Here is a 26,950-nt window from a genome sequence, read left to right as displayed (position 1 = left end):
CCTATTGCTTTTATTGACTATCTGTGTTAGCCACCATGTTGACGCTTACTCACATCGCGGATACGCACCTCGGCCACCGACAGTACGGGTTGAAACAGCGGGAAGACGACATGGTGTCGACGACGCGTACTGCCTTCCGAGAGATGGTCGAGGAGCACGACACGGACGCGGTCCTGTTACCTGGAGACCTGTTCCACTCGCGGGATCTCCGACCGAAGGTCCTCGACCAGGCGGAACGAGAACTGAGCCGACTACCGGACGACGTGCCGGTGCTAGTGTCCCGAGGAAATCACGACGAGAACTTGACGCCACGCGAGGTGACGTGGCTGAATTACCTGCATCGGCGCGGCCACATCGTGTTTCTGAAAGCAGATCTAGAGGCCGATCCGGAAACTGCTCGGTTCGACCCATACGACCCGAGTGACCCCGGAGATTGCGCTGGGTTCTACGATATCGAGGTAGAGGAGTGGGACGGGCCAGTTCGAGTGTTCGGGCTCCAGTGGCGAGGCGCGAGAACAGGGCAGGCGTTGCAACAGGTGGCAAACGGGATTGAAGCGGCGAATGCCGAGCACGGTGAACCGGCGGCGACCGTATTGCTGGCGCATTTTGGAATGGAGGATGAGGTCCCGACGCTCGGCGGGACGATGACGCACGCAGAACTCCGGGATGTGAAAGAGCACGTGGATTACCTGGCGCTCGGGCACATTCACAAGCGGTACGAGGCTGCTGATTGGATCTATAATCCTGGCTCCCCAGAAGCGCACAACACGCGCGAGGGTCGCCACGACTGGGAGCACGGTTACTGTTCAATTGCCCTGTCTTCCAACGGAGACGAGGGTGAAAACTCAGTCGAGTACGAGGTGGACCACCACTCGACGAAGCGACGGCCGTACTACCAGGTTGAGTTCGATGTGACGCCGTACGACTCGCCAAGCGAGCTCGAAACTGAATTCCAGGAATACGTCCGTGGGGAGCAATCGAAGATTGACGAGTACTGCGGGAAGGAGGAGTTCACGGCGAATGGTGACCCCAGAGCACCGATCATTGATCTTCGGTTCACCGGGACGTTACAGTTCAGTCGCGGGGACTTCCGAACGGATGAGCTCGCGGAGTGGCTGAAAGATGAGTGCGATGCCCTGTACGTCCAGGTGAATACGGGGATCCGGACGGCGGACGTTCAGCAACTGATCTCCGAGATCGACGAGGAGGAAGTGTTCCAAGATGGACGGTTGAACACGGATGCGTTGGAACACCGGGTGTTCGAGACGATAGCGAAGGAATCGATCTACGATGACCACGCGGAAGACGTCGCCGACGTCCTGGGGAACGCACACCAAATGGCGCAGGCCGAGGAGGCAGTCGAAGATATCCACGATTCGGTGAGCTCCGCACGGCAGGAACTGTTCCCTGAGTTGACGGACAACATCGTGCTTGACATCGATGAGGACCCCTTCTCGGACACGGGTCCCGATAGGGAGACTGGGTCCGGAGATGAAGAACCCAGTCGAGAGGTCAGCGATGAAGCGGAGGTGGTGCAGCAATGAAGATTACTGAGGTAGCGTTAGAGGATATCAAGTCGTACGAGGGACGGACAGTCGTGCCGATTGAAGGCGGTGTGACCGCAATCCTTGGTGAAAACGGCGCGGGGAAATCGACGATCCAAGAAGCGATTGGGTTCGCGCTATTCGACTCGCTGCCGTTCAACAACAAGGACTTCGTGCGGGAGGGCGCGAGCTCCGGGACTGTCGAAGTCACCTTCGTGCAGGAGACGGCAAAGGGACAGCAGCGCTTCCGCGTGACGCGGTCGGCTGGTCGATCAAACTACGGCGTGCACCGGTACGATTCCGAAGGTGACGAGTGGATCGACCAAGACATCGATTCCAAATCCCAACTCATCAAATGGTTGTGCGCCCGGTTCGATGTTGAGGACAAAGAGGAGTTGCAGAGCTTGTGGGAGTCGTGTATTGGCGTTCCACAGACGCGGTTCCTCTCTGACTTTGCGGACAATCCGAAGCCTCGGAAGGAGAAGTTCGATGCGCTGCTGAATCTGGATGCGTACGAAGAGTCCTGGGATCGGCTCAAGGACATTCCGGCTGCGATTGAGCAGGAGGAACAGAAGCTCCGTGAGGAGATTGCAGGGCTCACGAGTACCGTACAGGATCTGCCTGACAAGCGGGCGAAAGCGGAATCGCTGGCCGACGAGGTCGCATCAATCGAAGCCGAGATTGAGCGTAAGACCGACGATCTGACTGAGAAAGAAACGGAACACGAAGAGTTAGAAGCCGTCCAGGATGAAATCGACAGCCTCGAACAGGAGGTGCGGTCACAGGAGCAGGAGATCGAGGCTACCGAGCGAGAGCTGGAAACTGCAGAGAAGGAACTTCGCGCCGCTCAGAAAGCACAGGAGAAATGTGAGGAGAACCGTGAGGGGTATCGCCAGCACGAGGAAGCGAGTGAGCGGCAGGACGAGCTGGAGGAACGAGAGAACGAGCGGGACACGCTTGCTGAGCGGAAAGACGAGCAGAAACAGGAGGTCTCGTCGGTCGAATTCGAGGTAAACCAGCTTGAAGATGACTTAGAGACGCTGCAGTCGGCGCAGGAAACGCTGGAGGAGCGCGAGGACGAGAAACAGCGGTACGAAGAACTCGACGAGAAGATCAACTCGCTACAGCAGCGTGAGGGCGAGGTCAAGGAACTACAGGAACGAATCGACGATCTCGCCGGAGATATCAGCGAGAAGCAAGAGAAGGTGGAGTCGCTCGAAGCGAAAGTTGAGGCCATCGAGGAAGAGTGGGAGGCAACGACGCGTCCGGGAGAACTTGACGAGAAGATTAACGAGCGGAAGGCGCGCCGGCAGCAACTGAAGAACGAACGGGAACGGCTCGAAGAGCAGTTGGAGCGGCTGCGAGATACGGATGTGGATGCGCCGTGTCCGACGTGTGACCGACCACTGAAGGAGGAACACCGGTCGGACGCAATCGACCAGCGCGAAGAACGAATCGAAGACATCGACACAGAACGTAAGGAGCTCAGCGAGGAGCTCTCCGATCTACGCGACCGTCGGGAGGAGGCCCGAAACGTCAAGCAACGTGCCGATAAGCTCCCGGTTCACCGTGAGAAGATCGAATCGTTGGAAGGAGAGATCGAGGATCTCCAGTCAGAGAAGTCGGAGACGGAGAAGACCCTAGAGGAACTCGAAGAGGAACTGGCGGAACTGCCAGAACTCGAAGCAGAACGGGATGAGCTGCAGGAAGCGTATGACGAGTACGAGACTGCGGAGTTCCGAGTGCAGGAGCACGCGGACGTCCCTGACGAATTAGAGGAGAAACGGGCAGATCTTGATGCTGCCAACTCGAAGTTGGAGGAGATCAACGACGAGTTGGCGGAATACGAAGGGCTGGACGAGAAACTGGCCAAAGTCAAGGAGACACTGGAGAAGACCGAGTCGGCGTATCAGACGTACATCAAGCATGAGCAACAGGCCTCCCAGGTAGAGGAACGGCAACAGGCCGTCAACGAGACGGAAGAGGAACTGGCCGAACTCGAAGATGCCCTTGAGGAGACGAAAGCCGAACTCGAAGAGACGAAAGCAGCGTTCGACGAGGAGCGGCTTCAGGCGCTTGAGTCGGACATCGAGGACATCAAAGGCGAGATAGAGCGAGCGAAAGGCTCGCTCGAAGAAAAGAGGGAAAATCTCAGCGAGACGCGCGAGGAAATCCAGCGCTTAGAGACGGCGTTGGAGGAGCGGCAAGAGAAGCTCCAACAGTTGAAGGAGCTGAAAGCCGATCACCAGTTCGCGGAATGGGTCCGGGAGAATGTTCGGGAGGCAGGGCCGAAGATGCGAGAGATCATCACCGACCGGATCGGGGCGCGGGCGAACGAGTTGTTCCGGACGATCCGAGGTGCCTCCGCAGAAACGCTTGAGTGGACGAGTGATTACGAGATCGTCGTCCACGACGCGGACGTGAAGAAGTCGTTCTCGACGCTAAGTGGTGGTGAGAAGATGGCGGCTGCACTGGCGGTGCGGCTTGCCATCCTCGAACAGCTGGCGTCGGTTGGCGTCGCGTTCCTTGACGAGCCGACGGCGAACCTCGACCGGCAGAAGAAACGGAATTTGGTCTCGCAGCTGAAGCAACTGGATAGCTTCGAGCAGCTCACCGTGATCAGTCACGACGAGACGTTCGATTCGATGACGGACTACACGATCTCCGTGGCGAAAGACCGGCAGACGTCGGAGGTGACGGTGAATTAATGCCAATTGACAAGCGGGGGGTCGCCAGCGAGTTAGAAGCCAACGTCGAGACGATTGAAGCGTATCTAGAAGACGACTCTGGAATCGTCGAACGATACCAGAATGCATTCGAGCGGCTCCCGGATGAGTGGACGAGCCGTGAGATTCGAACGGCGTTACAGGACACGTCGTATCCCGGCGCGTACCCAACGGATGGGTTCGATGATGCGACCAGCATCATCGTTCCATATCCGGAGAGTGACGGCTGGGAAAACCATGAGGAGGTCAACGAGTGGGCGCGCGACATCGTCCGAGATGTGCCCGTAATGGCTGTCGACGGGTCACAGCTCCCGCCGACCACGCAGTTCAACGTCCCGGTCGCGTACGTGCAATCGGCGTGGGCGGTGAATCATCACCACGCGGAAGGCCGACTTGACCGAGGCGTCGAAGGACGGCTACTGACGCCTGACGAGGTGACACAAGAATCGGAGGACGGCGATTACCGGTTCGTCGATTCGCAGCTTGTCGGTCATCATCGCTACGAACACGAGGGGCAACTCCTGATCGAGAAGTTGTCGGATCTGGCCGCTGCTCGTGATGCGGGCGACATCGAACGCACGCCGGTCGTGTTCTACGACGGGCCGTTGATCGCGTCGTTTGCGAACCCGCTAAAACCCGAAACCCGAGAACGATACCTCTCGACGTTGAGTCGAGTAATTGCGGCGAGTCAGCACCACGAAATTCCACTGGTGGGATACGTTGCTGGGTCGAGCGCAACGGAACTGGTGAAAATGACGCGACTCCTGTGGCGCGAGGAGTTCGAAGATGATCGCGTCATTCCGGACGCGCACGTGCTGACAGAGTTGATGAGTCCGTGGGGAGACATCACGCTCCCGTTCATCTCGAAACGTGACGGGAGTATTGACGCCTTACAGGCAACATACGAGGGAGAGACGTACGAGTTCCGCGACGATATCCTGTTCACGTACCTGAATGTGCCGCCAGGCGCTGGGCTTGACCGTATCGAGTTCCCCGGGTGGCTCTGCCGCAGCGACGGTCCTGACGGATATGAGTCGATGTTCGAGTACACCGTCGAGATCGTCCGAGCGGAGGCCGGTATCGGGCGTGGCTATCCGGAAATCCTCCAGCAGGTGGATAGCGATGCGGTACTGGATCATCAGGATCGGCAACAGTTCCAGCGGGTCGTGCAGCGCTGGGCCGAATCGAACGATGTCCCGTTAGAATGGAACGCCAAAGCACTCAGCAAGGAACTCCGCCGCCGATGATGAACGCTTTCGCCACGGCGACGACTGAAGCACCGCTCACTCGACTACTCCGAAGCACCACCGAGGTAAACCTATGACAGAATCAGCAACAGAACTCGACACCCCGGATCTCGACTCATGTGTCCGGATTGGGAGCATCGTTTCCTCGAACAGCCATCTCGACTACGTTGTCGAGATCTTCAAAGAGCGAGACTGTGACCGCCCGCCAGAGCTCCACGAGCGGGAGTTCGGGCAACCCGTCTTCATCAAGAAAGTCATCGACGGCACGGAGCACGCGGTTATGGGCGTGATCTACGACACGAAGCTCGTCGACCCTGACCAAGGCCGCACTGGCCCGCGGCTAGCCCAAGACGACCAAGCACAGTTCACGCCCGGATACATCGAGGAACGAACGACACTCGCCGGCGTGGCGCTCCTCGGTACGGCGGTCGTGACCGATGATCGGACGATTGCGGATCCAACGCATCGGATGCCGCGATGGACGCTAGAGGTAGACGACACGGTCTACCACTGTCCGGATGAGGTGACCGTCTCCTTCCACACTGTCGACGGACAGATCCAGCTGGCTTACCTCGACCGACTCATCGACATCGCGGGTGACCTCGGTGCTGAAGTCATCGTCGCACTGATCGACCGGCTCCGACGGATGCTCCCTGAGAACGACCCGAACCAACGGGTACTGGACGTAGTGGAGCAAAACATCGAGTGGCAGGCGCACGAGCGTCGGGGGGTTGTCTGATGTCCGGGAAGCAATCGGTCGTCGGAACCGTCGCCGGACCTGGAGAAGACCCGAATGAGTTCGTCTTCGTCACCCCTGCGGACAAGTCAATCAAGACCGGGGAGTTCATCACCTACACTGTCTCCGTCGATGGAGAGAACCGGTCTGTGTTTGCCCGCGTGACGAACCGCGAATTGATTCGCGGACTTCCCGACGGTTTCCTCGCAGATCCGGAAGTTGGTCCAGATACCGTCGCAGCAACGCTCGGAGTACCGACCGACGACACCGAATTGTACCGGCTGACGGCGACGGTCATCGGGTACTACGACACCGATATGACCACGTTCGCCAATCCGCGACAGCTCCCATCTCCGGGAACGCCGTTGTCGATTGCGCCGGATCAGCAGCTCGAAACAGTCCTACCGAACCTCGGGTGCGAGACGGACAGCGCAGACGTGACGGAGCTGGACGGAACTGCACACCTGGGGTGGTTATTGAATCGGCCGTCCGAAGCGACGAACATCCACATTCCAATCAAGGAATTCGCCTCAACGCACCTGGCGATCCTCGCATCCACCGGCAGCGGGAAATCGTACACAGCATCCGTACTCATCGAGGAGATGATGCGGCCCGGTTCCCGCGCATCTCTCCTCGTGTTCGACCCGCACGGCGAGTACGACAGCCTCGCGGACATACAGGGACACGACGCATTCCAAGGAGAGGATGGGTACGACCCGGACGTCGTGTACTACGATCCCGAGCGGCTTCGCGTTCGCATTTCCGAATTGGACATTGGCGACGTTATGGCCGTCTTGGACAATCCGAGCAATCGGATGCAAGAGCGACTGTCGACGGCATGGCGTGCGATGCAGCGGCGCGAAAGCCGAACGTGGGGCGTCGATGAACTCATCAATGAAATGGAAGCGAGATACGGGGATGACGACGCGAGTGTCGGGGCCTTAGAGTGGCGTCTCCGCCGGTCGATAGAGCGGAACGATCTGTTCCACCCTGAAGACAACGTCCCGCTGGACGAAATCGTGGATCCTGGTCAGTGTACCGTCCTGCAGATGGATACGCTGGATCGATGGAACCAGCAACTCATCACGACTGTCCTGTTGCGACGGATGTATCGAGAACGACTCGATGCCGTGCGAGACAGGGACTCTGAAATCGGACACCCGATCTTTGCGCTGTTCGAAGAAGGGCATCGGTTCGCACCGGCTTCCGGTGACGCACCGTCACTCGATATTATGCGCACAATCACATCCGAGGGCCGTAAGTTCGGGTTCGGACTGGGCATCATCAGTCAACGTCCTTCAAAGATCGACCAGGACGTGCTGTCGCAATGTGGCACCCAGATCTCGATGCAAATCAAGAACCCGAACGACCAAGACGCGATCAAGAACTCTGTCGAAGCTGCAGGTGAAGATGTACTCCGTGAGTTACCCGGCCTGACGCCCGGACAAGCGGTGGTTTCTGGTGATGCGATGAACACGCCAGCGCTGATTCAAGTTCGACGTCGGCGTACGGAGCACGGGGCAGAGAGTCCGGATGTCATCGAGGCTTGGCGTGAGGCGTACGATCAGCGCCAGCGGGAACCAACTCAATCGGAGTCCGCAGACTTCGGTGAAGGAGATTCAACGGGGGTCCAGAGCCTTGATTAAGCGAGGGCGGCGGTTCGAGACGGTCGTTGTGGAGCGTGACTACCGTCTTGACTCCGCGGGAATTCCACTAATCGGGTAAACGAAGGCAGAACTATGGATGAGATAACAGCAAACATTTCGTTTGACAAGTTCGCGGACATGCCGGAATTCTACGGTTCCGGTGAGGCGGGGTATCGGTTGGTGATGGTGAAAAAGCGTGAGGACTTTCTCGACCTGTTCGAGGGGGCCCGCCACGTAGATGCGGTGACGTACGCTGAGACGCCGGAACTGATGGTCCGGATGCTGACCGAGTATGACATCGATTCACTCGATGTGCTGGTCGGGAATGCCAACGACTACGCCAATCAGGTCAACGATGTCTCAACCGCGCGGTCACTCGTTCAGCTCCGGCAGGACGACCGGCTGACTGTTCGACTGAAGAACCGAAAGATCGTCCACTCGAAAATGTACCGTATCGTCATGCCGGACGATACGGTGAAGCTCGTTCATGGGTCCGCGAACCTATCCGTTAACTCGTGGGAGTACCACACGAACCAGATCTCGGTCATCACTACCGAAGTCGGGACGGAGCTCGATGAGGAGTTTGCAGCGTTTATCGACGAGTACCGAGAACGATACAGCAGCCAGACGCTTCTTGAAGGGCTGGTCGAAGCCATCGAAGACGCAGACACTCCCGAAGAGCGCGAAAACCGCATCGAGTACTGGGTCGGATCTGGAGATTTAGACGTGAGCGATACGGCCGCGCTCAACCAAGATGCGACGGAGGATCTGAAGGAGATCGCAGATCGAGTAACGGCAGCAGTCGATGACCCTGAGGAAGCGGATGAATCAGTTGCATTCATCGATGAGCCGGAGAAAGCCGACCGGACGGTCGTCAAACCAGATGGGTCAGGTGACGACGATGACACCGATCCGAACGAACCTTCGGAAACAGAGGGTGATAGCGAGGAATCACCGGATGTGGGGCTTGTCGAGTCAGACAACGAAACGGCCCTCACCGAGACGTTAGACCGGCCCCGAGTTCGGACGCCAGAGAAGAAAATTCGAATGGGGACTAGTAAAGTAGACAGGGATGTCGCCGACGAGTTCAGCTCTACTCTCCGTTCCCGCGGCGCGACTGTCGAGGATCACAGTATCACAGCTCCGCTGAGCGCCTACAACAACCAAGTTCGGGAATCAACAGAGATCCCCACCATGTCCGTCGTCCCCGAAGCCGAACAGGTCATCATCGGCGATGATGAGGACCTGATTTTAGTCGCTACGGATCCACCGACTCCCGAGGTTCTGGACCATTGCCTCGATACCATTGAGTCCTACGTCGAGACCGTCAAAAACCACGGGTACACCCAGACACCGACCGCCGTAATGGCTCAGATGTACGAAGCGTTCCTCTACGGCTTCTGGGCCCCGTTCGCCAACCAGTACGCTGAGGCACTCTCGTCCCCGTCGCGGACCCTCGACAACGTCCTACAGCACCTGTACATCGAAGGGAACAGCGACGCCGGAAAGGATAAACTCACGGAATACATCCTCCGCCTGGTTTCGGACAACACAGTCATTTCTGGAGTTGATGCAGACGACGTGGGTGTTGATGAGATTCGCGGAGTTCGGGAGTGGGACACCTGTTTCCCGTATGCGATCATCGACGCGGAGAAAGGCAAGATCGAAGGGTGGAGCCCAATCCGAAACTACTGGGGTGATTGGACGCCGACCAGTGTCGATCAGCCGTGTCTGATTTTCACGACTAACGATTCGCTTCCGAAATCGGAGTTCCGGAACCGAATGAAGATCCTCAGTATGGACGTGTCGTTCCCTTCGAATCCAGAAGACCCGGGGTTCCATGAGGCGCAAGACGATCTCGCAGAAGTGTTAGAGCGAGAAAATCCGATATTCAGCTACGTGGCTCGCCGGATGCTAGCAGAGCAGCCGTGGACCGAAGGCAATGGCACCGTGGAAGACGTCCGCCAGATCTTCTGTGACTTCTACGAGGAGGCTGACCGAGAACCACCGGAGTATTTCCCTGCTAATGAGCCAGCGGAACAGATGTACGATACAGGGCGGCTCAAATGGCAGCGCGACATCCAGGGAGGCCGTGTCGAGTTCGAATCGGAACCCGATGGGATGAACGCTGACTTTGACCGCGAGGATTGGGAAGTCTACGACTACGAGAAACGACTGGACAAGCGGTTCATGTCCGATAAATCTGGGACGAGTGTCTACATCGGTGCACCGAAGGAATTTGCCGAGTGGGTCGGCTACTCGGTAGACGAACTACTCAACGGACCCGCAGAAAATGGTGAGACTACCGACCAGCCGGCGGAATCTGACGCAACTCCTGAAGAAACAGACTCGCCTGGATTCTTCCGACGGCTACTCGGCAGCTGACCCACGGCCCACACTTCACCACTATGAGCAGGAGGGCTGAATGTGCCTAACATACTCTTTCACTCCGGTAAACAAGCCGCGTTGGTTACCCAATAGCAGTGTGTCGCCAGCCCACCAGGGTGAGTGAGTTGAATGGCGACGAATTTCGCTTGCTGAAAGCATGTGACGCTCACCACTCGAATAGTATCACAGATCGCACCCGAATTGGTAGCGGGGTGTGTCCAGAATTTTTCGGCGGGTATAGGCCATATTAGGCGGTGTTTCTTGCTGTCAACACGGGGGGTGTCCAGAAAACCTATCAATAATCTGGGGCTGGGTGGATTGCTGTTCCGATGACTGCAACTGGGTATAATGTACTGGACGTGCGTGGGTGATTGGTTACTCTCTCGTAGATGTTCGGTGAGTCATAGCCATGTCAAGCGGTTCTGGAGAGTCCATGTCGCGGTCTACTTTCTGCTCCCTGTCTGGTGAGGTCTGATACCTTTTTGCCCAATATGGTCGTGCTGTGAGTCGGTCGGTCGTGCTGTGAGTACGGATTTTGGCTTCTAACGACCTGTAGCGTTAGAAATAGCGAGGTTCTCAGGGCTAACCCTTTAATACGACCAGATAATTTCCCGGTTTGCAATGCAGCGAGTCATCGACCGGAAACTGTACGACACGGACCGAGCTGAACAAATAGCCCAGTATGCCCCCAACGCGGATCGGAGTGACCTCTACTACCTCATCGAAACGCTATACGAGACCTCTGGGGGGGAGTACTTCCTTCACTGTGAGGGCGGCGCGGCAACCCAATACGCCAAGCCGTGTAGCGGAGGCGGCACGACGGGCAGTGCAGAGATCGAACTTCTCGATGAGCAAGCAGCGCTAGACTGGTGCGAAGAACGCGGCATTGACGGTGAGATCGTCGTCGAGGAATTCGGTCACTTGATCGAAACGTAGTTCCAGCGACTGCCTCGGAAACCACTCCTCTCTGAGTGGCTGGCGTACTGCGGATCGTGCCCGCAGCGAGGAATATGAGGGATCTAGAAGAGATCAAGCGGCTCCACCGCCGGGGAACGAGTGATAACGCTCGTCCGTATCCGCAGACCCCTGTCCCGTCTCTGGCGACGGGTGGTGGGGGAGACCGATCACCGGTTACCCCAGTAGGGTTGGACGCACGGCGGCGTGAACAGGTAGACGCCGTCATCCAGAAGTTGACAGGTGATCGGCACGAGATTCCAGCACCGTTCTCGAAGCGAGAGCTGTACCAGACTGCTGCTGGCGTTGGAATCGAGGTGTGGAAACCCGCAGTAAAGGACCGAGTGACCGAGCGTGTACTCGACCGACTCAGCTACGAGTGGGACTCAGCCTCTCAAACATTCGCGCCCGTCGTCACGGATGAACTCATCGAGGACATTCGACGGGCAGCAGGCACCATCACTCCAGCATTCGACACGAAATTGTCCGAGTCGCTCCACAAGCAACTCCAGGAGTGGTGCGAACTGCACGGGATCGGGTCGATAGAAACAGTGGAGGTACAGAGAACTGTTACGCGTCATGCCGTCCTGAGTGTTCTGCTAAAAGCGACGGTGTACGAATGGTACCGGTGTTGCGGCGTCATTCCGCCACTCTCCCATGCGGTACAACAGGCGTTTCACAACGCACGGAAGCAGACAGGAGACGGAGTGTTCGATCAGTTCGTTCTTGACCACGTCGCGGAGCTGGCTGATGAGGACGCCCTGGAATCTGCGTTGGCTCACCGGGCTCGATTGCTCTTCTCACCCCAGCCAACGGAAGATATTGGGAAGCTCTACGCGGAGCTAACACCGAGCGAGTACCGGCAGTCACTCGGGCAGTTTCGGACACCGCCGGAAATTGCAGCGACGATGAAGTCCTGGGCTAACCGCGATGTCGACCACCTTCTCGACCCTGGAATGGGGGCGGGCGTACTATCCAGCGCGTTTCACCCGCGCTGGCGTCTGAACACTGATCACGGGCACGTCGACGGGATCGAACGTAGCCCCCTCGCTCGGGTTATGGGCGCGACAGCACTCACGTTGGGTGGACAGCTGAATACGCCGCGAACACACGACTTCCTCAATCTTGATCCAGACGAACTGCAACACGACATCGGCGGGATCGTGTGTAACCCCCCATATACGAGCGGGGACGCGCTCCCGAAGGAATACAAAGAACAGATCAACGGCGACATAGAGCAATCGACAGGAATCGACGTCAGTGCGCGATCACCACTCTACACGTACTTCCTGTACCACAGTCGGTCGTTCCTGTCTTCGGGTGACCGTGCGGCGTTCCTCACGCCGGACAGCTTCCTCACGACGGCCTACGGTGACTCACTCAAACAGTTCCTACTGGATGAGTTTTCCATCACCGCGCTCGTTCAGTTCGACCCAGAAGGCGAGTCGGTCTTCCAGGACGCCCAAGTCACCGCACTCGTTTGCTTCTTAGAAGTAGATTCCGGTGGTAACACGGGTAAGACACGCTTCATTCGCGTGGACGAGTCCATCGATTCGAATACGCTTCGTGACGCAGTCCGGAACGGTGACCAGGGCGAGACCGATTGGGGCTTCATCAATCACGTGCCGCAAGCAGACCTCGCCCCCAGGGAAAACTGGGCAGCACTATTCGATCCCTCCGACATCGATACAAGCGGACTCACGCCGCTCGGCGAGTTCGTCACGATCCACCGGGGGAGGTCTACCGGCGATGTGACGTTTTTCTGCCTGACTCAGGACGAAGTCGAGGAGTCCGGGATCTCCGAGAAGCACTTGTCTCGACTCATTCGTCAACCGAAGCTCGTCGACGGATACGACTTCCGTGAGGAAGACTGGGAGGAATTACGAGATACTGGGGAGGAGGTTTGGCTATTAGACCCAGACGAACTACCAGATGTCCCGAAGTCACGACGGGACTTCCAAGACCAAGTACTGTTCCACCCTGACTCGCTCCCGAGGAACAGCGACGGTGAGATGCCGAAGATCGTTTCGTATCTACAGGATAGTGTCTACCGGGACAACTCACTCGGGGCAAACGTAATCGAAAACCGTCCGTACTGGTATCGACCTCGTCGACAAGCCTCGCCTCTGGTTCTGGTGCAAGACGCAGGTCGAGACGGATTCACCTTCGTCCTCAACGAGACGACGGCGAGGAACATACACAACTTCCGTGGGTTCTACGACGTGAACCTCGACGAGACGGAGCTGAAGGCGTTGCTCGCGTACTTAAATAGTAACGTGGGGCAGCAGGTGATTCAGACACAGACGCAAACACAGCAGGGCGGCTATGAGAAACTCAGAATCAGCGTGCTCAAAGAACTCCCTGTTCTCGATCCGAGATCGCTGGACGAGTCAATGGTGACAGCTCTGGCCGACCTATTTGATGAGTTGCGTGAGACTGCCAGAGATGACGATGGTTGTGAACCCGTATTGGATCGTCTCGATAGTCTGCTCCAACAGGCAATGTAAATCTCCATCTACAGTTGAGCGCGTTCCACCGAGATGTCGACGTTCTCGTCGAACGGGTTGACGAGAAATTGCCAACGAACACCCTGCGACACTAGATGAAGAGTGTACAGCGTTACGTGAATACTCACTCGTGTACCCATGCATGTACTTGAGTACGTACATAGGAATGTACTCAGGACGAGGATAGATTTTAGGAGCGAAGTCGCTTTGTCGACGGCATGTTTCGACGGTCGTTCCTCAGAGTTCTCTCGGCGATCCCGGCGGTTCCATTATTCCCTGACCGACTTCAGTCCAACCACCCACCATCTGTCCCTCCAGAAGGGAATCTTATGTTCTGGTTCCATTTCTATGGGGCAATCCGACGCGACCGACCGATGAGTACCGAACAAGCGCGCGAGAAGACCGTGGAGGAGTTGGATCTTCAGAACCTCACCGACGACGAAGCCGTCCGGCTCTTGCAGCTGGCGAATAAGGGAGTGTACGACACCGATGATATGCCCGAGCAGTGGCAGGGCGTCTTTGAAGAGATGGAGGAAAACCTCTACCCGTAATGGCGGGATCAAGATGGAGAACCGAGAGGGATGAACAGGAACCCTTCACTGGAACCCAATCGAGTACCGTCCGCTCGGTACCAGTTGCTTCTATCAGTATCTATAGATGTGGCTGTGGAAAAGCGGTAGAGCCCAAGACAAGGTCGTCTTGGGCTTTAGGGTATCGTGCTAGAGCCAAGGGCCGGATTTGAACCGGCGGTAGGCGGCTCTGCAGGCCCGATTTGGGAAGGACTCGACAGCCCCGTGTAGCGGATCTCTACTGCCCGATCTCCGCAGACCGGGGTGGAGCCGCAAACCCGGCAAACCGGTTCAAATCCGCCCCTTGGCTTCCTCTCGCGCGCAAATGGGTTGGTGACCAAACCATCGCGCGTGCGCGCCGTTGTCGGCATTGGTAGCGTGGTCTAATGGGTAGACTGTACTCCATCGAGTTAAAGATCTGCAATAGGCGGCCTAGGGCCGTGCGTGGTAGAATTGACTCGGAGGAGTTGCAGACCCAAGATGTCGGAGGTAGGTTGGTGACCCATTTGACCACTATCGTCTTGCAGGGTTGTTCACGTGCAAGGGGTAAACAGTAGCCTTAATCATCCGAGAACTGCCGATCCCGGGCCAAACAGTTGTTGGTAATACGGTTTTTATTCACTCTATAGCTTATAACTGATCGGTAGTTTTTGCGCAATCCGCGGCGCGAATCGAGCATGGAAAGTTCCCGTTAGATACCGGTAATATTGTCGTGGGCATGTTGACTACAGAGGTTGCATTTAGCAAGAGATCGCTATTCGTTTCACGTCTTCAGTGGCGGGGCAGTCGTTAGGCTGGTGTGCAAATTTGTATATAGGGATCGCTTATATAGCCAGTATCTAGCTCATTACAATAAATGTCAAACCATTCCCGTTATTTGTATGACGCACAGGACAGATGCCCCACCAAATGAAAGCCAGAAAGTAATGCTAGCCCTGCTATTACAACGCCGCGAGTTCCGCCATTATACTGAAATAGCAGATTGTTTTGGTCAGAACGAGAATACCGTCAGTAGCACTCTATCGAAGTTCAGGAACGAGCTCAACCTGTTGGACTATGATAATGGCGGGTATTATCGGCTAACACCCGGTCGAGAACTTGAGGCATGGGGGTATGTCCTCTATGGGAGGGACGCTTTCAAGACGACTTTGCGCGAGTCGGCTAAGGAAGCGTTGCTGAACCGTCCCGAGGTCACCGCCTATTTGGAATCTATTGACCCAAGCGGAATGTCTAAAGAAGACCAACAACGACTCAAAGAATTCCGGTAGAAAATTTTTCTATGATTAATACATCTTAGTTTATTGTTAATTATCAATAATGTTGTCTCGTGAATCTGGAAATTAGCACATCACATAATATCAGTATTCAATCTGTATGTCTACATACTGGATGTAACGCCTAAGCAGAGCGAGTCTCGTGACCGATACACGCCCTCTATTCAGCACGAGTTTATGTCACTTACAGCATATTAGAGACGCTTATGTAAGATACACGCTCTGTATTGAGCGACGGTTACGCGGACAACTCTGAATAAAGAAACCTGCTACCAACAACTGCAAATGACACCTCCTCACTACAGGACAAATAACGGGCTAGCGCCGATTAGTTACTCTTCAAACTCCTCCGCGGCGTGTCGTTCATTTGCATCGGCAAACCGCCACCACGCAATTTGATCCAGTTCGATCAGTCGGTACCCGGTCTCGGCGGAAATCCACTCACAGCTTTCCAAGACAGCCTGATCACTCGAGGCATCAAGATGCGGAGACTCGATGACGTCCGCGATGGCCTCAACGAACCGCCTGACCTGAATGTCCGGCTTGACGGTGTCGATGCCGGCATTCATTCGAAGGTACTGGAACGTCCGCAGTCCAACACCGTTGATACTCCCAAACGGGTCAGTAGTGTAATTGTAGGGATCAGCATCACGAGCCCACTGCTGGAGTCGGTCTAGGTCATCACTTCCACTAACGTCGGCGATGACTCCCGCTCCGTCGATGAGGACACGACGCTTGCGCTTCGCCTCGAATATCTCAACCAAGTCCTCGTCGTCGTGGTCAAGCCTTGAAAGGGACTCTAGCGAGTCTATGCGACCAGATTCGAGAAACTCCTCGTGGAACCGCTCGACAGCGGGCATCACGTGGTTGAAATAGTTCTGGCCGGTCGTCGTCCCTGCGGCGTCCGCCAACAATAGCAGGGGATCGTCGCCCGTCCACCGGTCGAGGTTCAAGAACTTCTCCGCCTTTGCCGCGTAATCGCTCTCGTCTGCATACTCGTCGATCAGATGCTGGATGGGGCTCATTGCCCCTAACTCACAGATACCAGATAATTAAAATCCACCCAATCCATCATGTACCCCACAGCCGGGATGTCGAACATGAGTACCAAACTGAGGAGGCCCCGATGAGCGACTGGATTGACCCGAATGGATTCGACGACGACGTCAAGTGGGCCCTCCGCCGAGTCAAGACGATGACGGAATTCAAACAATATAGGAGGTCGACTTGATGAGTGAGGACGAACGGGATACGTTCCAACTGCGGTTCAAAGACGGGGGTCTCGTCGAACAGCCGGCGGAGAGCAAGGTCGATGATGACGATCCTGCCGCCGAATCGATCGAGCCGGGAGAAGAGACAGGGTTCGTTGTCGAGGCGAAGTCGGGGGCCCTCGACGTGAACGGTAACCTTGTTGAGACGGTCGAAACCCACGGTCGGACGCTTGAGTTCGGTTCGCGGGAACACGCCGAGAACTACGCCCGCCAGTTGTCGGCTTCAGGGGGCGGACTCCGCATTCAAGCCGCCCCAGAGAACGATCCTAGCGATGTCGACGCGTACCTCCTCGCCGACCATAATCCGTCAATCAAGGAGCCAGCCACCGTCGAGGGAGATACATGGACGTTCGACGTCGGTGCGAACCTCTACGGCGTACTCGGCGAGGCAATCTTAGTCGAATCGCCTAAAGCCCACGCGCTTCACTACTTCGTTCGGCAGGATCTCGATGACGTCAAGCTGGAGGAGAAACTGAACGTTGACGTCCAACCCGGTAGACTCATCTCGATGAGCGATGACCTTGGCGAGAATCAGAAGAATTGGATCCCGGATTGCAAGATTATTGCGAAAGACGGATGGGATGGCCCTGTGGTGGAGCGGTACTACTGCGAAATCAAAACTGGGAACGCGTCCTTTGAGCGGACACAGGTCGCGGCGATGGAACAACTCGCCCGAGACGAGCGTGTATTAAAAATCCGGATGCTCATCGAGGAATTGCCAGATCAGTATTCTCTCCGAATTCACGAAGTCGAGCCACCGGATTGACGAGGACTATTCGGGATAATAACAATACTAAGTAGTTCGTCCGTAATGTACCGTCTATGGGCTTCGAGCATGAGGGGTCTAAACAGCGGTTCCTTGTGGTCGGCGACAACCACGGCGATGCGGAGTCACTCAAAACCGTCGTTGAAGAAACGGCCGGCGAGAAGTTCGACTTCGTCATCCACACGGGCGACATCACGGACGCCTACCACCGCGGAGTTGACACGGCGGCCGACCAACTCCGCAGTCTTGAGCCGCTGTTCGAGACGCTGGCGGAGCGTGGCGAACTAGTCTACATCTACGGTAATCGGGACAGCGAACGTGGTGGTGACAGCCACGTCACCGACCGATACGAGCTGTCACCCGGTACTCATCTCCCCTCGGGCGACTCCGTTAAAGTCGCCGGTCAGCGGTTTACGGCTGATCCAGACGCCGTCACTGCCGGCGATGTGCTGGTCACGCACGGCCAGTTCCCCACGCCTTTCTACAAGTTCGAGGGCCGGGCCTACTTCTGTGGCCACACCCACCGTGGATGGCATCGTGGCCGGGCACTCAATGCGGCTCACCTCAAGAACGTGCGGAAAGGCTACTTGGGAGCCTATTTTATCGTCACGGTTGACGATAGTTCTCTCGACGTAGAGTGTTACGGCATTGATGAGCCGTGGAAGGCCGTCGAGTGTCCCGACCACAACTGGGTCGGGACGCAGTACCAGCCGGCAAAGTTCGGCTGTCGCCTCTGTAAGTTCGGTGAGGCAGAGTCGTTGCGGGACGTGGCGTGGGCAGCATACACACTCCACGTCGACGACCCGGGCGAGGAGGCCATCGATGCAACCGACCTTATGACCCAAGCACTTTCGCTCCTTGATGGCTCCGACCAATTCGAAGAGCAGTTCCGGGGCTACATCAACGCGTTACTGGAGCAACCCGGCCCACACGATCCACTACAGCCGTCTGACGGTCATCCCACGAGGCTCGTACCGCGGTCGTGGTGATTATCCCACTAGCAGGGCCAACCCTCAAAATAAAACCACAACATAGTGGTGAACTGGAAGGAAAAGCGACTACTTGAAGTAGTCTATTTCGGCAAGTTCCTGTTTCACGATTCGTTTTGCCGTTCCAATATCCGAGTAGTCGATAGAAAGATCCCTCATCAATTCCCTAAACCGTGTGGTCTCGACAATACGCGTGGCATTCGGGTTCTCTTGACGTTGAAAGCGGTCATAGTTCACTACGACTGCAATAACCCCTAGGGTAACCGTCTCAATCTCACGCTGGCTACCAAACGCAGAAAGATTTAATTCCCGCATAATGGCGCAAATCTCCTTCTTCTGAGAATCTGGAAGTTCAAGAGATGACGCGAGTGCATCGGCGAACCGATGCTTATCGCCATCAGTCGGACTCCACCCCTCGCGTCGATTTAGTCGGCGAGCCCGAGGCGAGGAATCGTCCCTATCGAAGAGCGATCCGAACTCGGTCTGTTGGTACTCAGAGGCTTCTGCATAGCTGATCTCATCAGTGGGCGGATCTTCAGATGAGTAGGAAACCCATTTCGGAGACGTGCCTTCATCGCCCATGTAGGTTACTTCTAGTAACTCGTTTAAGTGGTTTACTCATCTGTTAATAATTGGGGCCAGAAAAACCCGCAAACCCCGAGAAGGCCAGTTTGTATGGCTTACAAAGCCTGTACCCCCCGCGTCCGAGACAAAGCGAACACGACCGTACCCAATCATGAACACTCACTACCCGTGCACGAAGGAAGAAGCGCACGAAGAGGCCCTCGAAAACGACCTGAATGAGCGATACACAATCGGAGAATCACTCAACCTCATCATACTTGAGAGCCCGGGTGAGAATAACGGGCGCGAGGCCTTTGCGCGGCATAACGATGTTTCGGTCTTCATTTACCCGAATGGGTTGTCACTGCACGCCGGTACGAAAGTACGGGTAAAAATCTCAGAGAAGGGTGACAATCATCTCAAGGCCATCGCTCTGGCGAGAGTCGGCTAAGCTTCCGAATCCCTCACAGGAGTAGTGCTCCCTATCAGCACTACGGGGTGAATGGTGCTGTTGGCAGCGAACCGAAGTGGTGGGAAGTCGAGTCCGTCTCCAACAATCTGCAGATATTCGGTTCCTGTTTCGTGTCCTCCCATTCTTCCTCTATTTCCTCGGAAGCCTCAAGCAAGCAATCACGATCCATACCGGTTTAGATATAGGATGGACGAGATCGCAAATGTCTTATTGTGGAGATGAAGGCGTTAGATATGAATGATAGAGAGTCTAGCACACGCGTATTCGGAAGTGTTCGCCCCGGAGTACTTCGTTCTACTCTGTGCGGTGGCCATCATCCTTTATGAATGGATGCAGACGACCGGGTCAAGCGTTCGCGGTCTCGGTATTCGAATCGGGGTTCTCACGCTCGGATGGGTCGTTGCACTCGTCATCTATAAGATAGGCCCAACCTTGCTCAACTCGCCGCCCACGTGGGTAACGGACATTACTGGAAGTCTTGGCCTCGGTGTGGGCATTCTCGTCATCTGGCTGATCTGGCATCTCAGAGGATGGGGGAACCTCGTGTCGGCATTCTCGCTACTACTCGTGGCGGTCACCGTCCCCCACCTCCTCACTACCCTATTCTGGGCTCTCTCAAGCCATGTCCTCTACGCAGCGACACCCGCGGGATACTTGGTGTTAGTCGACCGGCGATTCACCCCGTTCCTTCTCATCGCTCTCGGGATGGTGGTCAGTCGCCCGCTCGCCGGCGCCCACACGTGGCTTCAGTCGATCGGCGGCCTCGTTGTGGCCGGTATTTTCGTCGGTGGGTTTTGGTTCCTGCGAGAGCGTTCGCGCCATCCTGACTCGGCTGAGGAGAACACAGGTGAGAACGTCAAGCGCGTCTGACCGTGGCCTCTTAGCGACAAGCCGTGTAGAACGCCAGCCTCTGTCTTACTCAAAAAGTATATGCGGTGGTCATAGCTTGAGGAGGATAGTGCCAGTCATTCACGACTATGCTGACGGTTCCGGGATATACCTTAACAGTAACATCGATGGCTCGTATATCACTCTGCAAGCGACTCCCGCTGCAGAGTCCTTCCTCGCAGATTTGGGGTACACAGATGAGGACAGCGTCAGTTGGCAATTAATCAAACCGCTCTGGAAGCAGGGACATATCTATACTGGAGGGAGCGGAACAACTGTCGAGGCAACGGACGTCACGACGAACCAAATTGACTCCAGTTCGCTAAGCCGAAAAGAGCAGGATAAGCTCGAGACATTCCTCACCAGTGGGACTGACTCTCAGAAGGTGAATGTCCCGAAAGACGTCCATGGGTTTTTGGAGAAATGGAGTCCGAATAGTGACCATGGTAAGGAGGAGACAGCCGCATTTCTTGACAAAGCCGCTGATCGTGAGGGCGCTATTAAATCGGTCAGACATCTCGGGCCGCACCATCCGATTACCGTTGAAGAGGCCCGAATGTCAGACAGCGGGAACCCGGTGTATTCATTCCGTACAGGTGGTCGTAGATGGACAGCCACCGACCTCCGATGGGTCAATCATCCGTGTGACTGGGTATTTACCATCTGCCCCGGCGATGGGTTCACACAGCTGTTCAACGTCTCTTCGGAAGGCGTTGACTGGGTGGCAATCGACGACAGTGACATCCAAGAGGTAGACGTGAGGGACGCGCTACTTGTCTACCCCGATGTTGTCTGGTTTTGTGACGAGGTTCCGGGCTACCACCCCGAAACGTCATCGTGGAATCTTGCCGGCGGCGCTCCAGAGAGACTTCCAGACGAGTTCGTCTCAAACATCAAAGAGGTGGCCAAGGCCACTACGAACGGCCAACAAAACGAGGCGACGGAAGGCATCATCCTTTCGTTTGATGAGGATGTAGGATATGGCCGCCTACAAACGCTAGACTATCAGACGGTTCCATTTAACGCCGAGGAGTACGCCGATCCAGACGGCGAGTTCGATTTGCAGGAGTCCCTTGCGGTGTCCTTCCACGTACAGCCGCATCGAAACACAAAATACGCGTTTGACCTCGAACCGACCACAATTAGTGGAGGGCATCTGTTCATTGATGGGCTCCTCCAATCTAATAGAGAGGATACCTCTTCGGAGAGTACCAGCGGAGGCTCAGATACCGAGCTCCCTGACGATGTCCACGAGATAGTTGTCGGCTGGTGTGATGATGCAGATGCTCTTCACTCGGTTAAGGATCAGATGGCGGAGCAGGCGATCCAAGAGCAGGCCCTATGGGAATCGATCCGGGACTTTGAGTCCTGCGACCGAATCACGGTCAAATCACTCACAATCACGAGTAACGGAATGCCTCAATACCAAATTGGATTCCGTCAGCAGGGGAATACAGATACATGGACGGTGACACACGACATTTCTGAGCAGTCAATAGATCTGGACATCGTCATCTGTCCATCACGTGCTCCAGTACAGGAAGCGCGGTTGACGGAGGGGTTGATCGAGTACTGGCGGTTGGCTCCGCTCTCAGAGGAACCTGCGAGTGAAGAAGCGTACAGGAATGATCCCCAAATCCGACGTCACCGATACAATATGTATCGAAGCCACTCCAACCGTCTGTTCAAGGGTCTCGTCCGTGATCTTGAGACGGTATCGCTCGCCGGCAATGCCGATCAAAGGAAGTATCATGTTGACTCGCTCTCCGATCCGTACGGCAACGATGGGACTGCATAGACCTGCCCGTGGCGCTAGCCTAACAGCAGAGAGACTAAAGTCAGACAGGTACGGAACAAGTTAGCACTCAACCAAATCGAGACCTTAGAGCGACGTGAAGGTCGTAGTTTGCCCACACTATGAACGGCGGACATCCGCTGGCGTAAGGCAAAGAAATATAACCGCCTCGACTTATTTTGCAGTTTATAATGGCAGGAGTGCTGCCCGACTGGAACGAAAAAACCGACGAACGAGGGACGCCAATCGATCCCCTAGGGTCTGACCGGTCGCGCAATCGGGTTGTGAACCTGTTTTCTCGTGGGTTAATCACGTCAATTACGCTTCGGCTCCGGTATCTGTCGATACATGCGTGGGCATTACGGGAACTCAGCAGCCGGTCGCTGGAGGACGACGAGCGATACGACCGTCTAAAACGCATCGAGAAACTGTTCAGCCTGACGAGTCACTATCAGCACCTCGCCGAGGATCAACCACGGGGTGCCACGATCAGCGGAATGGACGGAATCACCCGGGTTACCTCCTATGACTACGAACAATTCGACAAGATCCACTTCGACGATTTCGAACTGCTGAAAAACGACAGCTACGCCTACCCGACGAACTACGAGAACCTCCTCCAGAAGTTCCTCCTGAAGCGCGGCGGGTTCGAGCTGACGGGCGCTGGAGAAGAGCTGGCCGAAATCGTGGAGAACCATCTGGGCGACGAGGCCGAACGCGTCCTTGAGTGTGCCGGCCGTGGGTACGCGACGAGAGCGGATTTCGAGGCACTCAAAGAGCCGTTTGCAAATCAATCGCTCTACTTGCGCGATGTCCACGAGGATGAGCGCCGGGCGTTCGAGAAAGTCCTCCTCGGTTTCTTGGACTGGACGGGCGAGGAACGAAGCGGAACGGTCGAACTCCATGAGACGGTTCCCGAGTCAATCCCACTCGACTTGCTCGACGAGTTGCAGGAAACCATCGACGATCCCGAGGAGTTGCCAACGCAGAGCCAGCTCTATGAAAAATACCGACGGAAGTACCACAAGTATCGCCGTGGATACGGCCTCTTCCTCCTCCGGGCTCGCCAACTGGAGACGGAGACGGATGACGATCCCCTGACCCTCTCGGCGGCCGACCTCACTGCATTTGAAGACTTCCGAGAGCTAATGCGAATCTACTGGTTGCAGGTCTACACCGGATATGCCATCGAAGCCCAACTGGAGGCACTGTGTACGTTCTTGAACTCGCGGATCCCGGCCCGATACGACTACGAGCCCCTTCTCGACCGGGCCACCGACCAGACGCTGATCCGCCGCGAACTCGCGGGACTGTTCGACTCGTTCACTGTCGAAGCGGGTTCCGAGGAGGCAAGTTCGACACAGCTCACCCGCAACCTTCTGCTCTACGGCTCAACGGGGAGATTACGACCGACCGTCTCAATCACGCCCCGCGAACCGGAGAGGCCGCCGACTGTTGGCTCGGTGCGGGAGCAGGCCCGCGCGATCGTCAGCGAAGGGTGGGATGAGATACCGCCAATTCCGGGCGTGTCCGGATACAACGAGGTACTTCTCGGAAAGGCTATTCGGACATCGCTTGACGAGCTTCGAGACGGTCTCGACGATCCAGACAGGCAGTTCGAATGGTGGGCACGAAGCCTCGGACGGTCAATCGCGCTGCTGTTCCTGTGCGTGGAGCGGTTCAATCAGTTAGAAGAGGAGCAGAACTGGCTGTTCAACTACGCACACAATCGGTTGCACTCGCGGTTCGCGTCACTCCCACGCTTGTATCACGGCGTTCGTCAAACCGATCCCGAGACTCCCATCAGTGAGTTCGGACGTACGCTGCTGGAGGACTACGTGGTTGAAACTCACCTTAAGGTGTTCTATAACCGCCTTAGTCCCGGCAATCTCAAGCGGGTACTTTCGTTCGACCAAGACGAGCGGCTCTGTCTTGAGGCCCACGTCGACCGGGGCGACAGGCCGGTTCGGGCGACCCCCTCGTTCGTCCGGTTCGATGAGATGAACGTCTTCCTGCGCGACTGCGGCCTCCTAACCGATGACGACGAGGCAGGGTATCTGGTCACGGATCGGGGCCGGGAACTGCTCGCACGCCTTGAAGGGGGGCACCACGAATGAACCTCCTCAAAGAACTCGACGGGAACGGCTGGAGCATCCAGCAGGCGCTCCTAACCACCTTTTCGTTCGATCCGCGCTTCTTCAGCGAGTACGTCCGTCCCCGGTTGCGCAAGCGGAACTGCGACCTGCCTGCGGTCTTCGTTGACGATCACCGCTACGGGCAGAACATCGACACCGAAGAGTGGCTCGAAGCACCCATCGGTTCACACTACTTACTTGAGCCGGTGCAGACGGGCGGCGTGTTCCACCCGAAAGTGAACCTCTTCGCCTCCGAGCGGAGCGTCTACGCCACAGTCAGTTCGGCCAACCTCACGCTCGAGGAATACGCGAAAGCGGCGCAAGTTGGCCAGTCCGTGGGATTCCAGCGATCATGGCTCGAGGACGAAGAGCGCAATCTAAGCGAGGAGTACCACCTAGTTCGGGACATCCGTCGCTTCTTCGCCTCGCTCGCCGGCGACGAGCACCACATTACCGGCCGGGAAGCGTCCGAATACGTGGAGGAAACCCTCGCCACACTGGAATGGCTCGACGACTACGAAGCCGAGGTCAGCGGTCGCTCTGAATCCGGTCGAACCACGCGGTTCATACACAATCTTGACGCCCCGATCCTGCAGCAAGCCCTCGACCTCGTTGGAGAGGTCGAGACGGTACAGGTCTACGCCCCCTTCTACGGCTCGCCGAGCGTCGTAGATGACATCCTCTCGGCAACCGGGGCCGACCGCGCCGAACTCATCGTCGAGTCCGAAAGTACCACCCTCGATCTCGAGGGATTGCCGGACGCGCTGGACATCCCCTTCGACGTCCGGGAGATGAACCACGAAACAACCCGATGGGTACACGGGAAATTTCTCACATTCCGTGGGCCGTGGGGCTCGGCATGCCTGTTCGGTAGCCCGAACCTGACAAGCACAGCACTGTTGCAGGACACGCGTTCGGGGAACTGCGAGGCGGCGTTGTTGAGCGTGTTCCCCGACGAGCGATCGCCGCCGGAGGGAACGCTGTTCGGGAACGAAGCCTTCGAGTTTGACCTCTCGGCACCTGTCGAGCGGCTGGAGACCCTGTCGGTTCGCGACCGAAGTTACGAGGGCTGGGAAGCCATACAAGACACCACCAAAGGAGAACTGCGCCTGCTTGATGCCCGACTGACCCAGCCAGACTCCGACGACGTGAGTGAGTTGATTCTCAAGCTCGATGGGCTTACCGGGACGTGCAGCCTCGAAATCGAAACCGAACGGGAAACGGTATCCCAGCGTGTTGAAGCGGACATCGACGACGGTGAACTCTCTATTCTCGTCGAGGAGGACAACCGGAAACACTGGGCAGCGGCGGTCGTCACGGTGACCGCCCTAGACAAAGATGTGGTCAGCAATCCCCGCCGCGTCAACGAAGAAAGTCAGGCGTATTTCCGGGAGTACCGCGAGATTACGCAGAGCGGCGGGACGCAAAGCTCAACCACGTTATTAAAACAAATCCTGCAAAACCCCGACACGGCGGCTATCAGCGTCTTTGACGTTGCCCTCTCCGAGCTTCGAGAACTATCATCTGACCAGTCAACCGAGAGACCTACAGAACAAGACTCAACGCCGACATTCGAGGAACGGTCGCCGGCTCGGCTAACAGGTAGTGCATCGTCCACGCCCTCGATCCACACACTCGTCGACCGACAACTGGCGTATCAGCTCGAGCAGGCCCAAGATGCGCTGGAGTTCGACGACCTCCCAACTCCAGCCGAGGTCGAATCATTCCAGACCCACTTGGAGACCTTCTTCGAGACGATGGAACTCTGCATCATGCTGGATCTGATGGACGAACTTGATAACGAGAAGGTGCTTGGTGTCTGCCAGCAGCAGTTCCACAGTTTCCTCGAGTTGCACCCCCAGTTCACAACCGCAATAAGCCGACTCTCAGACCTAATCGAGGACAACAATCGGGTCAACGATGCGTTCGTTGGCGATGCGGACACCGACGCTCGCGACTTGGACTTCTGGGAGGACGCGTTCGACCTCCTCTACATCCATCCAGCGATCATTCTCGAACTTGACTACAAGAGCGTCGAGCCAGTAATTCGATCGCATAACCAGTTCGTGAATCGCCTCAAAAAGACACTAGAATCGTCTGCCCCGGCCCTTTGGAGGTATCTCTTCGATTTCTCGTATCTTGAAGATGCAATTGATACTCACACACAGAATCTCCTCGTCCGGTATGCAGATGAAGATCCGTCGGTCGAGATAACGGGGGAGGCGGTTCGAGCAATACTACTGTACATCCTTGTGCAGCGAAGCCGATCCAATTCAGACTTCCTTGAAGAGCTCGCCAACCATCCGCGGTATGGAGACGAGGCTGTCCGTGACCTCGCTCAGTTCGCACTTACTGCCGAGCAGGCCTTGTTCGACTACGAGATCGTAAACAAGCAGCTATGGGGCATTGTTCTCAAGCAAGGACGAGAGTCAGTTGAGGCGTTTGCTAAGGCTGAAAGGTAACCTTCGTAGCTATCAAA

The 26,950-nt window shown here is 56.4% G+C and carries 19 protein-coding genes; 17 read left to right on the top strand and 2 right to left on the bottom strand.

The annotated features are described in order from the left end of the window. Positions 1-23: 23 nt before the first annotated feature. The 10 genes from ACQUQF_RS17870 (at position 24) to ACQUQF_RS17825 (ending at position 15,585) form a co-directional block, all read left to right on the top strand. Positions 24-1,544 (top strand): metallophosphoesterase family protein, encoded by a 1,521-nt coding sequence (locus ACQUQF_RS17870; RefSeq protein WP_435180490.1) that lies wholly within the window; start codon positions 24-26, stop codon positions 1,542-1,544. Then, a complete protein-coding gene (locus ACQUQF_RS17865; protein ID WP_435180489.1) occupies positions 1,541-4,252 on the top strand; it encodes an AAA family ATPase in 2,712 nt (903 codons plus the stop codon). Before ACQUQF_RS17870 ends, ACQUQF_RS17865 begins: the two co-directional genes overlap by 4 nt. Continuing rightward, a complete protein-coding gene (locus ACQUQF_RS17860; RefSeq protein ID WP_435180488.1) occupies positions 4,252-5,517 on the top strand; it encodes a DNA double-strand break repair nuclease NurA in 1,266 nt (421 codons plus the stop codon). Before ACQUQF_RS17865 ends, ACQUQF_RS17860 begins: the two co-directional genes overlap by 1 nt. Positions 5,518-5,590: 73 nt before the next feature. Continuing rightward, positions 5,591-6,256 (top strand): hypothetical protein, encoded by a 666-nt coding sequence (locus ACQUQF_RS17855; protein ID WP_435180487.1) that lies wholly within the window; start codon positions 5,591-5,593, stop codon positions 6,254-6,256. Continuing rightward, positions 6,256-7,899: an ATP-binding protein gene (locus tag ACQUQF_RS17850; protein ID WP_435180486.1), complete on the top strand. Its 1,644-nt coding sequence runs from the start codon at positions 6,256-6,258 to the stop codon at positions 7,897-7,899. The genes ACQUQF_RS17855 and ACQUQF_RS17850 overlap by 1 nt, the downstream gene beginning before the upstream one ends. 93 nt (positions 7,900-7,992) lie before the next feature. Then, on the top strand, positions 7,993-10,284 hold the full coding sequence (locus ACQUQF_RS17845; protein WP_435180485.1) for a hypothetical protein: 2,292 nt from the start codon (positions 7,993-7,995) through the stop codon (positions 10,282-10,284). Between the two features lie 624 nt (positions 10,285-10,908). Beyond that, complete coding sequence (locus ACQUQF_RS17840; RefSeq protein ID WP_435180484.1) at positions 10,909-11,223, top strand: hypothetical protein; 315 nt, start codon at positions 10,909-10,911, stop codon at positions 11,221-11,223. Between the two features lie 74 nt (positions 11,224-11,297). Beyond that, complete coding sequence (locus ACQUQF_RS17835) at positions 11,298-13,748, top strand: Eco57I restriction-modification methylase domain-containing protein (protein WP_435180483.1); 2,451 nt, start codon at positions 11,298-11,300, stop codon at positions 13,746-13,748. Positions 13,749-14,122: 374 nt separating this feature from the next. Then, on the top strand, positions 14,123-14,299 hold the full coding sequence (locus ACQUQF_RS17830) for a hypothetical protein (RefSeq protein WP_435180482.1): 177 nt from the start codon (positions 14,123-14,125) through the stop codon (positions 14,297-14,299). A 944-nt stretch (positions 14,300-15,243) separates the two neighbouring features. Then, complete coding sequence (locus ACQUQF_RS17825) at positions 15,244-15,585, top strand: hypothetical protein (protein ID WP_435180481.1); 342 nt, start codon at positions 15,244-15,246, stop codon at positions 15,583-15,585. Positions 15,586-15,923: 338 nt separating this feature from the next. On the opposite strand, the gene ACQUQF_RS17820 is transcribed toward ACQUQF_RS17825, so the two are convergent. After that, on the bottom strand, positions 15,924-16,616 hold the full coding sequence (locus tag ACQUQF_RS17820; RefSeq protein WP_435180480.1) for a hypothetical protein: 693 nt from the start codon (positions 16,614-16,616) through the stop codon (positions 15,924-15,926). 205 nt (positions 16,617-16,821) lie between these two features. On the opposite strand from ACQUQF_RS17820, the gene ACQUQF_RS17815 reads away from it, so the two are divergent. Then, on the top strand, positions 16,822-17,628 hold the full coding sequence (locus ACQUQF_RS17815; RefSeq protein ID WP_435180479.1) for a hypothetical protein: 807 nt from the start codon (positions 16,822-16,824) through the stop codon (positions 17,626-17,628). 56 nt (positions 17,629-17,684) lie between these two features. Continuing rightward, positions 17,685-18,617, top strand: coding sequence for a metallophosphoesterase family protein (locus ACQUQF_RS17810; protein WP_435180478.1), 933 nt, complete (start codon positions 17,685-17,687; stop codon positions 18,615-18,617). 69 nt (positions 18,618-18,686) lie between these two features. Here ACQUQF_RS17810 and ACQUQF_RS17805 read toward each other — a convergent pair whose 3' ends face one another. Beyond that, positions 18,687-19,199 (bottom strand): hypothetical protein, encoded by a 513-nt coding sequence (locus tag ACQUQF_RS17805; RefSeq protein ID WP_435180476.1) that lies wholly within the window; start codon positions 19,197-19,199, stop codon positions 18,687-18,689. Positions 19,200-19,353: 154 nt separating this feature from the next. On the opposite strand from ACQUQF_RS17805, the gene ACQUQF_RS17800 reads away from it, so the two are divergent. From ACQUQF_RS17800 to ACQUQF_RS17780, 5 genes are all read left to right on the top strand, one after another. Continuing rightward, the gene (locus tag ACQUQF_RS17800; protein ID WP_435180475.1) at positions 19,354-19,632 is read left to right on the top strand and encodes a hypothetical protein; all 279 of its coding nucleotides are present in this window, start codon (positions 19,354-19,356) and stop codon (positions 19,630-19,632) included. A 258-nt stretch (positions 19,633-19,890) separates the two neighbouring features. After that, on the top strand, positions 19,891-20,523 hold the full coding sequence (locus ACQUQF_RS17795) for a hypothetical protein (protein WP_435180473.1): 633 nt from the start codon (positions 19,891-19,893) through the stop codon (positions 20,521-20,523). A gap of 88 nt (positions 20,524-20,611) precedes the next feature. Continuing rightward, positions 20,612-22,339 (top strand): hypothetical protein, encoded by a 1,728-nt coding sequence (locus ACQUQF_RS17790; protein WP_435180471.1) that lies wholly within the window; start codon positions 20,612-20,614, stop codon positions 22,337-22,339. A 188-nt stretch (positions 22,340-22,527) separates the two neighbouring features. Continuing rightward, a complete protein-coding gene (locus ACQUQF_RS17785; protein ID WP_435180470.1) occupies positions 22,528-24,453 on the top strand; it encodes a hypothetical protein in 1,926 nt (641 codons plus the stop codon). Continuing rightward, on the top strand, positions 24,450-26,933 hold the full coding sequence (locus ACQUQF_RS17780) for a hypothetical protein (protein WP_435180469.1): 2,484 nt from the start codon (positions 24,450-24,452) through the stop codon (positions 26,931-26,933). Before ACQUQF_RS17785 ends, ACQUQF_RS17780 begins: the two co-directional genes overlap by 4 nt. The last annotated feature ends 17 nt before the right edge of the window (positions 26,934-26,950 follow it).

This window comes from Halorussus sp. AFM4, from assembly GCF_051194995.1.
Lineage (GTDB): Archaea > Halobacteriota > Halobacteria > Halobacteriales > Haladaptataceae > Halorussus.
This window is presented reverse-complemented; position numbering and strand designations above follow the sequence as displayed.